Source organism: Actinobacillus arthritidis (assembly GCF_029774155.1).
Lineage (GTDB): Bacteria > Pseudomonadota > Gammaproteobacteria > Enterobacterales > Pasteurellaceae > Actinobacillus > Actinobacillus arthritidis.
On the sequence record NZ_CP103833.1, the window covers coordinates 1657041 to 1672775 of the forward strand.

A 15735-nucleotide genomic window follows, 5' to 3' on the forward strand; every position below is an offset into this window, starting at 1 on the left:
TGATTAGTAAATATAGATGCCATCTTCGATATTAACAGTTAATGTTGTGCCATCTTTCTCATAGCTATAACTATGGTAAGTCACACCATTTTGTTGAATATCTGCACCTTTAGTCCAGTAAGTTCTACCTGTAAAGATATTACCTTCCTGGATACTAGATGCATTTTGGCTACCACCATTGTTACCAAGATCCACTGTAGCGACATAAGCTCCTTTATTAATAAATACGGTTTGGTCTTCACCATTCGCATTAGCGACCCATTCTTTACCTGATGCCGTAATCTTCACATTACGTCCTTCAATATTAATTTCATCTACTCCTAGCATTTTGTTAAGTGAATATGAAGCAGTATCAGTATTAGTTGGGTAAGTATAGATATTAACTACATCTCGGTCACCAGACTGTTCACCACCTCTATCATTACCTAAGCTTTCGCCTGTTGTATAGTTAGATAAATATTCATTATAGTTTTTATTCGAACCTAAATCGATTAAACCATCAAATCTGAGGTTATGAATATTCACTGTATCACTACCTGAACCACCAACAATACTGAAGTTAGTAGTAACTGATGGAATTATTCCTGCACCAGGATCACCTAACGTAAAGGTATCATTGCCAGCTTCACCAAATACAAAAGCATCAGCACTTGTGGCCGGACTCTTAACTACATAAGTATCATCACCTTCACCAAGGTAAACACGCGTACCGCCATACTGAGAAACAACTTCAAAGATATCATCACCTTTCGCTAAGTCTACCGTAAGAATATCTCGACGACCGTCTGTGCTTGTAGCATTTGGACCATTATCGTTTGTTACAGATAACAAACCATGCCCTGCATTATTTGCTGGATCTGTACCTAATTTAATTACATCAGCAAAATCTGTTGTTACACGTGCATCTCCACCTTTCGCTGGTGAAGCAACAGTATAATTATATTTTGCATTGTTATTACCCGTAACGCTTGTAGTACCTGGTTGTGAAGCTGTTGCTTCAGATGGTCCATAATACGGTGTTAGGTCGCCGTGTAAATCAGGAACAGAAAATGCTAAGCCAGTTTTTGTTTGATCTGCGTCTGCATCAGCGTCAGCATCTGCATCAGCGTCAGCATCTGCATCAGCGTCAGCATCTGCATCAGCGTCAGCATCAGCGTCAGCATCTGCGTCTGCATCAGCGTCTGCATCTGCATCAGCGTCAGCATCTGCATCTGCATCAGCATCCGCGTCTGCATCAGCGTCAGCATCTGCATCCGCGTCAGCATCCGCGTCAGCATCTGCGTCTGCATCCGCATCTGCGTCTGCATCAGCATCAGCATCTGCATCCGCGTCTGCGTCTGCATCAGCGTCCGCATCTGCATCAGCGTCTGCGTCAGCATCAGCGTCTGCATCTGCATCAGCGTCTGCATCAGCATCTGCATCAGCGTCAGCATCTGCGTCAGCATCAGCGTCTGCATCAGCATCAGCGTCTGCATCAGCATCAGCATCTGCATCAGCGTCAGCATCTGCGTCTGCATCTGCGTCTGCATCTGCGTCTGCATCTGCGTCTGCATCTGCGTCTGCGTCTGCATCCGCGTCAGCATCTGCATCTGCATCTGCATCAGCGTCTGCGTCAGCATCTGCATCAGCGTCTGCATCCGCGTCTGCGTCCGCATCAGCGTCAGCATCTGCATCCGCATCAGCGTCAGCGTCAGCGTCAGCATCAGCGTCAGCATCTGCATCAGCGTCAGCATCTGCATCTGCATCAGCGTCAGCATCTGCATCCGCGTCTGCGTCTGCGTCCGCATCAGCGTCAGCGTCTGCATCCGCGTCAGCGTCAGCATCTGCATCCGCATCAGCGTCAGCATCTGCATCCGCGTCTGCGTCCGCATCAGCGTCAGCGTCAGCGTCAGCATCTGCATCCGCATCAGCGTCAGCATCTGCATCCGCGTCTGCGTCCGCATCCGCGTCAGCATCTGCGTCTGCATCAGCATCTGCGTCTGCATCAGCATCTGCATCAGCATCTGCGTCTGCATCAGCGTCTGCATCAGCGTCAGCATCTGCATCCGCGTCTGCATCAGCATCTGCATCTGCATCTGCATCAGCGTCTGCGTCAGCATCAGCATCTGCGTCAGCATCAGCGTCTGCGTCAGCATCTGCATCCGCGTCTGCATCAGCGTCTGCATCAGCATCAGCATCTGCATCTGCGTCCGCATCAGCGTCAGCATCAGCATCTGCATCAGCATCTGCGTCTGCATCAGCATCTGCATCTGCATCAGCGTCTGCGTCAGCATCTGCATCCGCGTCTGCATCAGCATCAGCATCAGCATCTGCGTCCGCATCAGCGTCAGCATCTGCATCAGCATCTGCGTCTGCATCAGCATCTGCGTCTGCATCAGCGTCAGCGTCTGCATCCGCGTCAGCATCTGCATCTGCATCAGCATCTGCATCAGCGTCTGCGTCAGCATCTGCATCCGCGTCTGCGTCCGCATCAGCGTCAGCATCTGCATCCGCGTCTGCGTCCGCATCAGCGTCAGCATCTGCATCCGCATCAGCGTCAGCATCTGCGTCTGCATCAGCGTCAGCATCAGCGTCTGCGTCAGCATCTGCATCAGCGTCAGCATCAGCATCCGCGTCTGCATCAGCATCTGCGTCTGCATCAGCATCTGCGTCCGCATCAGCGTCTGCATCAGCATCTGCGTCCGCATCAGCGTCTGCATCTGCATCTGCATCAGCGTCAGCATCTGCATCTGCATCAGCATCAGCGTCAGCATCCGCGTCTGCATCCGCATCAGCGTCAGCGTCAGCATCTGCATCAGCGTCAGCGTCAGCATCTGCATCAGCGTCAGCATCTGCATCAGCGTCAGCATCAGCATCTGCGTCAGCATCTGCATCAGCGTCAGCGTCAGCATCAGCATCAGCGTCTGCGTCAGCATCAGCATCCGCGTCTGCATCCGCATCAGCGTCAGCATCTGCATCAGCGTCCGCGTCCGCGTCTGCGTCCGCATCAGCGTCAGCGTCTGCATCAGCGTCTGCATCTGCATCAGCGTCTGCATCTGCATCAGCGTCAGCATCTGCATCTGCATCCGCGTCAGCATCAGCGTCAGCATCTGCGTCTGCATCAGCGTCTGCATCTGCATCTGCATCAGCGTCAGCATCTGCATCCGCGTCTGCATCTGCATCAGCGTCAGCATCTGCGTCTGCGTCTGCATCAGCATCAGCATCAGCATCTGCGTCAGCATCTGCGTCTGCGTCAGCATCTGCGTCCGCATCAGCGTCAGCGTCAGCGTCTGCATCTGCATCTGCATCTGCATCAGCGTCAGCATCTGCATCAGCGTCAGCATCTGCGTCCGCATCAGCGTCAGCGTCTGCATCCGCGTCAGCATCTGCGTCAGCATCTGCGTCAGCATCTGCATCCGCGTCAGCATCTGCGTCTGCATCAGCATCTGCGTCAGCATCTGCATCCGCGTCTGCATCTGCATCTGCATCTGCATCTGCATCTGCGTCACTGTCATCTACATCAATCAGATCTGCAATATCGTCCCCATCTTTATCCGTAATACCGGTATGATTTGGATCTTCATTTGGAACAGTTGATTCGTCTTTATTTAATTTACCATCACCGTCAGTATCTTCATCGCCATCAGGTGTGCCATCGTTATCTGAATCAGAATCATATGGATCTAAATTATTGTTTGGATCGTTATCCTTACGAGTTGCATCTTCATCTGCGTCTGATACGCCGTCACCGTCTGAATCTTTATCTTTTAAGTCAGGCGTACCGTCACCATCTGTATCTGTGATACCGGTGTGGTTCGGGTCTTCATCCGGAGTTGTTGACTCGTCTTTATCTTTGATGCCGTCGCCATCGGTGTCATCGTCACCGTCTTTTTTGCCGTCATCATTTGAATCGTCATCTTGCGGATTTGTACCGTTATCTTTCTCGTCTGCGTCTGATACGCCGTCGCCGTCTGAATCTTTATCTTTTAAGTCAGGCGTGCCGTCACCGTCTGTATCTGTGATACCGGTGTGGTTCGGGTCTTCATCCGGAGTCGTTGACTCATCTTTATCTTTGATGCCGTCGCCATCGGTGTCATCGTCACCGTCTTTTTTGCCGTCATCATTTGAATCGTCATCTTGCGGATTTGTACCGTTATCTTTCTCGTCTGCGTCTGATACGCCGTCGCCGTCTGAATCTTTATCTTTTAAGTCAGGCGTGCCGTCACCGTCTGTATCTGTGATACCAGTGTGGTTCGGGTCTTCATCCGGAGTCGTTGACTCATCTTTATCTTTGATGCCGTCGCCGTCTGTATCTTCATCGCCATCCGGAGTACCGTCTTTATCCGAATCTTTATCTTTCGGATCAGTGCCGTTATCTTTCTCGTCTGCGTCTGATACGCCGTCACCGTCTGAATCTTTATCTTTTAAGTCAGGCGTGCCGTCACCGTCTGTATCTGTGATACCGGTGTGGTTCGGGTCTTCATCCGGAGTTGTTGACTCGTCTTTATCTTTGATACCGTCGCCGTCTGTATCTTCATCGCCATCCGGAGTACCGTCTTTATCCGAATCTTTATCTTTCGGATCAGTGCCGTTATCTTTCTCGTCTGCGTCTGATACGCCGTCACCGTCTGAATCTTTATCTTTTAAGTCAGGCGTGCCATCACCGTCTGTATCTGTGATACCGGTGTGGTTCGGGTCTTCATCCGGAGTTGTTGACTCGTCTTTATCTTTGATGCCGTCGCCATCGGTGTCATCGTCACCGTCTTTTTTGCCGTCATCATTTGAATCGTCATCTTGCGGATTTGTACCGTTATCTTTCTCGTCTGCGTCTGATACGCCGTCACCGTCTGAATCTTTATCTTTTAAGTCAGGCGTGCCGTCACCATCTGTATCTGTGATACCGGTGTGGTTCGGGTCTTCATCCGGAGTTGTTGACTCGTCTTTATCTTTGATACCGTCGCCGTCTGTATCTTCATCGCCATCCGGAGTACCGTCTTTATCCGAATCTTTATCTTTCGGATCAGTGCCGTTATCTTTCTCGTCTGCGTCTGATACGCCGTCACCGTCTGAATCTTTATCTTTTAAGTCAGGCGTGCCGTCACCGTCTGTATCTGTGATACCAGTGTGGTTCGGGTCTTCATCCGGAGTTGTTGACTCATCTTTATCTTTGATGCCGTCGCCGTCTGTATCTTCATCGCCATCCGGAGTACCGTCTTTATCCGAATCTTTATCTTTCGGATCAGTGCCGTTATCTTTCTCGTCTGCGTCTGATACGCCGTCACCGTCTGAATCTTTATCTTTTAAGTCAGGCGTGCCGTCACCGTCTGTATCTGTGATACCGGTGTGGTTCGGGTCTTCATCCGGAGTTGTTGACTCATCTTTATCTTTGATGCCGTCGCCGTCTGTATCTTCATCGCCATCTGGAGTACCGTCTTTATCCGAATCTTTATCTTTCGGATCAGTGCCGTTATCTTTCTCGTCTGCGTCTGATACGCCGTCGCCATCTGAATCTTTATCTTTTAAGTCAGGCGTGCCGTCACCGTCTGTATCTGTGATACCGGTGTGGTTCGGGTCTTCATCCGGAGTTGTTGACTCATCTTTATCTTTGATGCCGTCGCCGTCTGTATCTTCATCGCCATCCGGAGTACCGTCTTTATCCGAATCTTTATCTTTCGGATCAGTGCCGTTATCTTTCTCGTCTGCGTCTGATACGCCGTCACCGTCTGAATCTTTATCTTTTAAGTCAGGCGTGCCGTCACCGTCTGTATCTGTGATACCGGTGTGGTTCGGGTCTTCATCCGGAGTTGTTGACTCATCTTTATCTTTGATGCCGTCGCCGTCTGTATCTTCATCGCCATCCGGAGTACCGTCTTTATCCGAATCTTTATCTTTCGGATCAGTGCCGTTATCTTTCTCGTCTGCGTCTGATACGCCGTCACCGTCTGAATCTTTATCTTTTAAGTCAGGCGTGCCGTCACCGTCTGTATCTGTGATACCGGTGTGGTTCGGGTCTTCATCCGGAGTTGTTGACTCGTCTTTATCTTTGATACCGTCGCCGTCTGTATCTTCGTCGCCGTCTGGAGTACCGTCTTTATCCGAATCTTTATCTTTCGGATCAGTGCCGTTATCTTTCTCGTCTGCGTCTGATACACCGTCACCGTCTGAATCTTTATCTTTTAAGTCAGGCGTGCCGTCACCGTCTGTATCTGTGATACCGGTGTGGTTCGGGTCTTCATCCGGAGTTGTTGACTCGTCTTTATCTTTGATACCGTCGCCGTCTGTATCTTCGTCGCCGTCTGGAGTACCGTCTTTATCCGAATCTTTATCTTTCGGATCAGTGCCGTTATCTTTCTCGTCTGCGTCTGATACGCCGTCACCGTCTGAATCTTTATCTTTTAAGTCAGGCGTGCCGTCACCGTCTGTATCTGTGATACCGGTATGGTTCGGGTCTTCATCCGGAGTTGTTGACTCGTCTTTATCTTTGATACCGTCGCCGTCTGTATCTTCATCGCCATCCGGAGTACCGTCTTTATCCGAATCTTTATCTTTCGGATCAGTGCCGTTATCTTTCTCATCTGCGTCTGATACGCCGTCGCCGTCTGAATCTTTATCTTTTAAGTCAGGCGTGCCGTCACCGTCTGTATCTGTGATACCGGTGTGGTTCGGGTCTTCATCCGGAGTTGTTGACTCGTCTTTATCTTTGATACCGTCGCCGTCTGTATCTTCGTCGCCGTCTGGAGTACCGTCTTTATCCGAATCTTTATCTTTCGGATCAGTGCCGTTATCTTTCTCGTCTGCGTCTGATACGCCGTCACCGTCTGAATCTTTATCTTTTAAGTCAGGCGTGCCGTCACCGTCTGTATCTGTGATACCAGTGTGGTTCGGGTCTTCATCCGGAGTTGTTGACTCGTCTTTATCTTTGATACCGTCGCCGTCTGTATCTTCGTCGCCGTCTGGAGTACCGTCTTTATCCGAATCTTTATCTTTCGGATCAGTGCCGTTATCTTTCTCGTCTGCGTCTGATACGCCGTCACCGTCTGAATCTTTATCTTTTAAGTCAGGCGTGCCGTCACCGTCTGTATCTGTGATACCGGTATGGTTCGGGTCTTCATCCGGAGTTGTTGACTCGTCTTTATCTTTGATACCGTCGCCGTCTGTATCTTCGTCGCCGTCTGGAGTACCGTCTTTATCCGAATCTTTATCTTTCGGATCAGTGCCGTTATCTTTCTCGTCTGCGTCTGATACGCCGTCACCGTCTGAATCTTTATCTTTTAAGTCAGGCGTGCCGTCACCGTCTGTATCTGTGATACCGGTATGGTTCGGGTCTTCATCCGGAGTTGTTGACTCGTCTTTATCTTTGATGCCGTCGCCGTCTGTATCTTCATCGCCATCCGGAGTACCGTCTTTATCCGAATCTTTATCTTTCGGATCAGTGCCGTTATCTTTCTCGTCTGCGTCTGATACGCCGTCACCGTCTGAATCTTTATCTTTTAAGTCAGGCGTGCCGTCACCGTCTGTATCTGTGATACCGGTGTGGTTCGGGTCTTCATCCGGAGTTGTTGACTCGTCTTTATCTTTGATACCGTCGCCGTCTGTATCTTCGTCGCCATCCGGAGTACCGTCTTTGTCTGTGTCGTTATCGTTTGGATCTGTACCGTTTGCTTTTTCATCTGCATCTGATACGCCATCGCCGTCTGAATCTTGACCTTTTGGTGCATCGGTATCTTTCGCTGTACCTTTTCCTTCATCTGAAACATTACCTGCTTCATCTTCATTTGTTGATACAACGTCTGTTCCGCCTTTAACGTCTTCTTCTGGAATCGTGATAACACCTGTATCTGGATCAACGGTCACACCATCTGTTGGGTCGTTGTCTTTCCATTTACCGTCGTCGCCTTTTTCAAACGTTTTGGTCTGTTCGTTACCATCTTCATCTGTGTACGTTACAGTAGTCTTATCTGCATCGTCCGCTGGGGTAATGGTTACTGAACCATCGTCGTTTGGCGTTACTGTCGGTGGTACTGGTGCATCTGTATCTGCACCACCATTGTTACCATTATCATCGTCATCAGCTAAAAGAAGTGTAGCCGCTAACACACCTACTGCACCAGCAATCCACCACGGGCTAAATACCCAGAATGGGCTATGAAGTTCTGTACCACCTAACGCTTGTGGAGCAATCACTTCTTCTGCCAATACACTAATCGCATCTGAAGATACGCCAGATTCTGGTACGTATGCATACATTTTGCCATTTTCGTGTAAACCAACGATCATATCGCTAGCTTCACCATTTTCATCATAATAATTTTCAATGATGATATCCGGTGTTACATCACCGTCTTCTAAAGTAATAACAAGGTTATTACCTTCACGTTTTGTAATAATATTTTGTGGACCAAAACCAGTATTGTCATTAATTAGTTGGTAGTTCACATCATTATTATCTGCTTTAATCGTTAAAACTTCGCCTTTCGTTACTTTGTAACTGGCTACTTCACGATTTGCATCAAGTACTTTTACAGTTGTACTTGTTGAAGTTACATTGGGTAATGCCATTCAACAATTCCTTATATTTGATTACAATTATTTATTGCCATAAACGACAATTTCTACACGACGATTTGGTTGGTTACAAACCGAACGCTCTTTTTTGTTTTTAGGATGCAATACTGCACAATTTGGCACTAAGAAATCTTGTGCACCATAGCCAACAGCTTCAACACGTGCTGTGATTCCGTGCTCTTTTAATGCTTTGCTTACAGTTTCAGCACGACGCTCTGAAAGTTTTTGGTTATATGCTTTACGGCCCTCTGGGTCTGTATAACCGCTGACTACGATACGGTTGATATTGCTTGCATCTAATGTTTTGATGTGTTTTGCAAAATCAGCGATCTGTTTTTTACCTTCAGGCAGTACAGAAACATAGTTTGATTTATTAATCGGGAATAATGCACTTGCTGATAAATCCACAGCGACAATTACTGGTTCACAATTTTTATGTGTTACTACGCGAGATAATGTGTTTTTCACTAATTTAAGCGAAGCCATTTCTTGTTCAGCAACATCTTTAGTTACTTTAGTTAGTACTGCTTGACCTTTTGCATCTGAAGTAACTCGAATATAACCAATTTCTTGGACAGGAAGAGTATATCTAGCCCCCTCTGTACGATTACCAAATGCAGTATCTGAAGTACGTGATGCACTAAATAATTGTTTTGATGCACAAACGGCAATCGGTGTATATGATTTCTCTAAAAGAGATGCTTGATAATCTCCATTTACATACACGTTAATTGCTTCACCTGTCACCGATTCCGGACGATAAAACACTGCTAGTGCTTGGTTTTCTTGTAAACCTTTAGTGGTTAATTCGGTATTACCATAATTATCCCAATGCTCTAGTGTGCCTTCCGGAGTACGAACAGAACAAGCTGATAAAGCTACCGCAACAGTTGCTACTGTAAGTAGTTTTTTCATAGAAGTTTCCTATTTCTATATGTTTTAAGCCCACAAAATTGATATTATTTGAAGTTACTCCAACATATCAAAAGTGACAACTTTGCCTGAGTTACAGGCAAATCTTTATAAGTATATATATATATATATATATTGCAAACTATATTACCTTCTATACATTTACTGACAAAACCAATATTTGTAGAATTAGGAATAGAAGATAAGTTAAGCTAAATTATGGCTATATAATGTCAGTCAAATTTGGTATAGTTCACACCACTTATATTTTTATATTCAAACTCAATAGGAGAAACAAAATGGCACGTCGTCCACTTGTAATGGGTAACTGGAAATTAAACGGTAGCAAAGCATTTACCAAAGAGTTAGTTGCAGGCTTAAAAGCAGAATTAGCGGATGTAAAAGGCTGTGATGTTGCAATCGCTCCACCGGTCATGTACTTAGCGGAAGCAGAAGCCGCATTAGCAGGTCAGTCAGTAATTGCATTAGGCGCACAAAACGTAGATGTAAATGTACAAGGTGCATTTACCGGTGACATTTCAACCGAAATGTTAAAAGATTTCGGTGCAAAATATATCATTATCGGTCACTCTGAACGCCGTACTTACCACAAAGAAAGTGATGAGTTTGTTGCGAAAAAATTCGGTGCGTTAAAAGCGGCGGGTTTAGTACCAGTATTATGTATCGGTGAAACCGAAGCGGAAAACGAAGCGGGTCAAACAGAAGCGGTATGTGCAAAACAAATTGATGCGGTAATCGATGCATTAGGTGTTGAAGCATTCAACGGTGCGGTAATCGCATATGAGCCGATTTGGGCTATCGGTACAGGTAAATCTGCAACTCCAGCTCAAGCACAAGCAGTTCACGCATTCATCCGTGGTCACATCGTCGCTAAATCACAAGCGGTTGCGGACCAAGTAATCATCCAATATGGTGGTTCTGTGAACGATGCGAACGCAGCGGAATTATTCACACAACCGGATATCGACGGTGCATTAGTCGGTGGTGCATCATTAAAAGCACCGGCATTTGCGGTTATCGTAAAAGCGGCGGAAAAAGCGAAAGCGTAATTCATTGATAGATAAACAAAGCGGTCGAACTTGTAAAAAACTTTACAAATTCGACCGCTTTTTTATGCTTCATTTTGCATCGCCATAAAGGCTAATCCTCTCCGTTCGGCAATACGATGCTTATTACGCCAAATCTGAGAAATCCGACGTGATTTATTATTACTGAGTAATTTTTTCGGTTTTTTAACTTTACGTCTCATAAGCTATCCTTCAAACTAGAATCAAAGTCTTGTATCTCATTTGGCTGAGTAGGTTCAGCTACTTCCGGTAATTGATTTTGCTGATCTTCTATACGTTGATGATTGATGATACTGCTATAGTAGCGGCGAATATTCTCAACATATTGAAACGCCTCAAATCCTCTCGCATATCCATATTTTAAGTTACTATAATGACGTTTTTCTGCAAGAAGCGGTAAGTTTTTCTTTACATCCAGCCAATTATCCGGATTACCACCAAGCTGTTTGGTCAAACGTCTTACATCGAGTAAATGTCCTAAGCCCATATTATAGGCGACTAATCCATACCAAATTCTATCTTCTTTCGGCACAGTTTCTGGCACTTGAGACATTAGCAAATGCAGGTATTCCGCTCCGGCACGAATACTTTGCTCAGCATTGGTTCTATCCGTTACTTTCATACGATCCGCCGTATCTCTGGTTAACATCATCATTCCCCGAACCCCAGTCGGAGAGGTTGCATTCGGATCCCAATGTGACTCTTGGTAAGCAATTGCGACTAACATCTGCCACTCTAATTCACCACGATATTTCTCAAACAACGCTTGATACTTAGGTAATACCGATTTAATGGCACTTAAATAACTTTGAATATCTACATAATCAAAATGTACCAAATGATTAAAATATTTTTCCTCTATACGAGAAATTAATCCGGTTTCATTGGCATTATCCATAAAATCCAATACTGCCGCTTGTAGCTCGCTGTAAGAACTGTTTGGCAAATACCATAACACCGGCATTTCATCAGTAAGGTCAAAACCAACGGCAATATTCGGACGAATATGCTGTGCGACAGAAATATCAACCGAAACCGCCACCGTATAAGGAATTTTACCTTCTGCAACTTGTAACAACAGTTCTTCTTGTGTGAATTGGTCGGTAATTTGCCAGTTTAAATTCGGATTTTCTTCTTTTAAACGCTGTAGAATTGGCAATACGGCAGAACCGGCAGGAATCACCAAGCTCTCTTTTAATTCTGATAATTTATAGGGACGATTTTCCCCTTTTTTATATACTACTTGCCAAGACGCCGAATAATATGATGCACCAATCTGAAACTGTTCGCCCAGTTCCGGTTGATACAACATACCAGCCGTGACCAAATCAACTTTATTCTCTTTTAATGCATTAAATAATCGTTCACTATTATCAAAGGTTTTAATCGATAAATTAACGCCTAAATAATCAGCAAAGGCTTTAGACAGTTCATATTCAATACCAGCAAGACCATCTGCACCCACAAAATAAGAAAGCGGATGATTTATCATACCAACTGTAATCACTTTTTTCTGCTGAATCTGGCTATAACGATTTTCTTCCGCTTGCATTAATTGTTGCCATGGGAAGACCATATCCCATGCCCACAGCAAAAGTGCAATACCGGCAATTAATCTGACAAATAACCCTTTCAATATGTAATCCTCAAGATGCGATAATCAATATAAGTCTAGCGGAATTTATTCGATTACGGAATAACCTACGCAGAGATTTATTTGGCTAAACAATATGAAAAATAACTAAGAGAAATCTTATTAATAAATAAAATAATAATTGAATTTTAAATGGGATATAAAAGAATATTTTGAAATGGCGCACCCGAGAGGATTCGAACCTCTGACCGCTCGGTTCGTAGCCGAGTACTCTATCCAGCTGAGCTACGGGTGCGTTGTATTTTGAATGGTGAGTTATTTAGTTTTATCAGCGACCATTTTAATTTGAATAGAGTAGAAATTAAAATGGCGCACCCGAGAGGATTCGAACCTCTGACCGCTCGGTTCGTAGCCGAGTACTCTATCCAGCTGAGCTACGGGTGCGTGATAAAGTAAATGGCGGTGAGAGAGGGATTCGAACCCTCGATAGAGCTTTTGAACCCTATACTCCCTTAGCAGGGGAGCGCCTTCAGCCTGCTCGGCCATCTCACCACTCACTGTGTCTATGCGGTGCATATTACTAGAATAAAAAAATATGTCAAACGCTTTTTCTTAAAAATCTGAAAAAATCGGGCATTTGTCTATGGAATAAACAGAATGGCTGATTTTTGCAATTCTTATGAATAAATCTCAAACATATCATATAGTTAGCCTATATTTGCTGAATATTATTCGGTTTATGCCTTTAGCGACCGAATAAAAAATAAAGCGGTCATTTTTGCTGACTATTTTGCAATAGTTTGTTCAAAAATGACCGCTTACTTATTTTAAAAACTAAGCCACTTTTTTCACCACGCTGACGCGATAGCGTTTATCAAACATACAGAGTAAGCCGCCGAATACCATAAACAATCCGCCAATCCAAATCCAACGAATAAACGGTTTATAGTACAAGCGAACACCCCATGAGCCGTCTTCTAATTTTTCGCCTAACGCAAAGATAAAGGTCACGGCTGAAGCCCCAATCAATCGCGCCTTCCGTCATTCCCATTTTACTCACATTATAGAAACGTTTTTCCGCATTTAAGGTCGCTTCATACTTTCCTTGACGAGAAATTTCAATTTCAGCCGTACCGCCTTGATAATTCGCCCCATCGGTAATTTTGATACCTTTAAAGGTAAAATCATAACCTTGTAGCTGAACCTGATCCCCAACATTCATACGAACATTTTTTTCTACGCTATAGTTTTGGCTAAATGCGATACCGAAAACGGTCATCGCTACCCCAACGTGTGCTAATACCATTCCCCAGTGCGAACGAGAAAGTTTAAACACTCCTGATAGGAACGAATGGCGATGAGTCGCACGCTGATGTAATTCATATAGGCTCAGAATCACAATAAGTGCTCGCCATCATTACACCTAATACAGATGTCACCGTAATACGATCATGCAAGACATAAGGTAAAGCAAAGCCTAATACCACCATCATCACTAACGCAATCAATACCGGTGTTCTGATTGCAGATATTTGATCTCTACGCCATTTCACTAATGGACCGATACCTAAAATAAATGAAAACGGTATCATTAAAATCAGGAACATCTGATCAAAGAACGGTGCGCCGATAGAGATCGTCCCTAAACCAATTTGCTTATGGACTAAAGGTAATAACGTACCTAAAAATACCACAGATAAAAACGCCATCAGCATAATGTTATTAATTAATAACATTGATTCTCTTGAATAACGCTCGTAATTATCCAAACTCTTAATTTTCGAACCTTGGAAAGCATATAGTAGCAATGAGCCACCGATAACCAACACTAGATAGGCAAGAATATATAAGCCACGGGTTGGGTCAGATGCAAATGCGTGTACTGAAACCAAAATTCCCGAACGTACTAAGAATGTCCCTAATAAACAAAGTGAGAAGGCTAAAATCGCTAGCAGTACAGTCCATGCTTTAAACGTTCCGCGTTTTTCCGTTACCGCTAAAGAGTGAATCAATGCCGTTCCGGCAAGCCATGGCATTAATGAAGCATTTTCAACCGGATCCCAGAACCACCAGCCGCCCCAGCCTAATTCATAATATGCCCACCACGAGCCTAATACGATACCGAGTGTTAAGAAAACCCAAGTCGCCATTGTCCAAGGACGTGACCAACGAGCCCAAGCGGTATCTAATCGTCCGGTCATCAATGATGCAATCGCAAATGCAAAAGCAACTGAGAATCCGACATATCCCATATACAATAACGGCGGATGGAAAATCAAACCGACATCTTGCAACATTGGATTTAATTCTCGTCCGTCAGCTGGGAAATCAGGGAAAGTACGATTGAACGGATTTGAGCTAAAAATAAGGAAAATTAAAAAACCAATGCTGATTAACCCCATGACACTCAGCACGCGAGCAACCGCTTCTTCCGGCATTTGACGCGATAGTGCCGCCACAGCCACAGACCAAAGCGAAAGCAACCAAACCCACAATAACATCGAGCCTTCATGTGAGCCCCAAACTGCCGACAAACGGTATTGAATCGGTAAAGTCGAGTTAGAATTATTTACTACATACTGTACGCTGAAATCGTTAACCGCAAATAAATAAAATAGTGAGCCAAATGAAATTGTTAAGGCTAGAAACATCGCCCATGTCATCGGGCGAGCCAATGCCATCAGCGTACTATTGTGTTTTTGTGCACCAATAAGCGGTAAAATTGCCAAGAAAATTGACAAACCAAGGGCAAGTGCTAACGCATAATTGCCTAATTCTGCAACCATTATTTTGATTCCCCTTGTAAGGTTTTCAATGTTTTCTCCATTTCGGCTTTATCACGTTCCGAAGTTTCGGTTAAATCGGATTCCGATACCCCCATCTTATTGTGTTTCTGTTTTAACTTATCGCCTAATTCCGGTGGCATATAGTTTTCATCATGTTTTGCTAACACTTCCGTTGCTCTTAAACGAGTTGGCTCAATCAACACACCTTGTGCCACAATACCTTGCCCTTCACGGAATAAGTCAGGTAAGATACCTTCATATTCAACCGTAATTGATGGTCCAACATCATTCACATCAAATTCAACTTTTAAGGTTTTGTCATCACGTTTTACCGTATCTTCAACCACCATACCGCCAACGCGGATACGTTGCCCCACTTCTGGTTTTTGTTCCGGATCATCATTCTTACCATTTACAATTTCCGATGGCGTATAAAATAAGTCGATATTTTGGCTTAACGCATAGAGGGTTAAACCGGCGACTACTGCCATACCGAATAGGATTGAAACCACCACTTTCAATCGAGATTTACGTCTTGGATTCATAGTAATCACCTTTCAAAAATGCCAAATATGCATTAAAAATTTAAATTAAAAGACTGTGTGTAGAATAACAAAAAATAAAAAAACTTTCGCCTATTAGTTCAAATACGCCAACATAAGTTTTGCGTTTTCTCAAACACTCTACCTCTAAAGAAGTAAGCGGTCTGATTTCAACAACATTTTGTTATCATCAGACCGCTTATATTTTTTGCGTATTGAATTGATAAAATAGCGGTTATTTTTTATCTCTATTTGCAAGAAATCTGAAA

The 15735-nt window shown here is 44.7% G+C and carries 6 protein-coding genes, 3 tRNA genes and 1 pseudogene; 1 reads left to right on the forward strand and 9 read right to left on the reverse strand.

Features of this window, described 5'->3' with window-relative positions:
* Positions 1-3: 3 nt before the first annotated feature.
* Together NYR89_RS07760 and NYR89_RS07765 are read right to left on the reverse strand one after the other, a co-directional pair.
* Positions 4-8538, reverse strand: a complete 8535-nt coding sequence (locus tag NYR89_RS07760; RefSeq protein WP_279445375.1) for a midas domain-containing protein — start codon at positions 8536-8538, stop codon at positions 4-6.
* Between the two features lie 27 nt (positions 8539-8565).
* The gene (locus NYR89_RS07765; protein WP_279445376.1) at positions 8566-9459 is read right to left on the reverse strand and encodes an OmpA family protein; all 894 of its coding nucleotides are present in this window, start codon (positions 9457-9459) and stop codon (positions 8566-8568) included.
* Positions 9460-9755: 296 nt separating this feature from the next.
* Here NYR89_RS07765 and tpiA point away from each other — a divergent pair, with 296 nt between their 5' ends.
* Positions 9756-10526, forward strand: a complete 771-nt coding sequence (tpiA, locus tag NYR89_RS07770; RefSeq protein ID WP_279445377.1) for a triose-phosphate isomerase — start codon at positions 9756-9758, stop codon at positions 10524-10526.
* Between the two features lie 62 nt (positions 10527-10588).
* On the opposite strand, the gene NYR89_RS07775 is transcribed toward tpiA, so the two are convergent.
* The 7 genes and pseudogenes from NYR89_RS07775 to ccmE form a co-directional block, all read right to left on the reverse strand.
* On the reverse strand, positions 10589-10726 hold the full coding sequence (locus tag NYR89_RS07775) for a hypothetical protein (protein WP_279445378.1): 138 nt from the start codon (positions 10724-10726) through the stop codon (positions 10589-10591).
* On the reverse strand, positions 10723-12180 hold the full coding sequence (mltF, locus tag NYR89_RS07780; RefSeq protein ID WP_279445379.1) for a membrane-bound lytic murein transglycosylase MltF: 1458 nt from the start codon (positions 12178-12180) through the stop codon (positions 10723-10725). The genes NYR89_RS07775 and mltF overlap by 4 nt, the downstream gene beginning before the upstream one ends.
* A gap of 176 nt (positions 12181-12356) precedes the next feature.
* Positions 12357-12433: transfer RNA gene (locus NYR89_RS07785), tRNA-Arg, on the reverse strand.
* 72 nt (positions 12434-12505) lie between these two features.
* Positions 12506-12582, reverse strand: a tRNA-Arg gene (locus tag NYR89_RS07790).
* Positions 12583-12595: 13 nt separating this feature from the next.
* Positions 12596-12690, reverse strand: a tRNA-Ser gene (locus tag NYR89_RS07795).
* Positions 12691-12972: 282 nt separating this feature from the next.
* Positions 12973-14924, reverse strand: a pseudogene (locus tag NYR89_RS07800) (heme lyase CcmF/NrfE family subunit).
* Positions 14924-15469, reverse strand: a complete 546-nt coding sequence (gene ccmE / locus NYR89_RS07805; RefSeq protein WP_279445380.1) for a cytochrome c maturation protein CcmE — start codon at positions 15467-15469, stop codon at positions 14924-14926. Before ccmE ends, NYR89_RS07800 begins: the two are co-directional and overlap by 1 nt.
* Positions 15470-15735 lie beyond the last annotated feature (266 nt).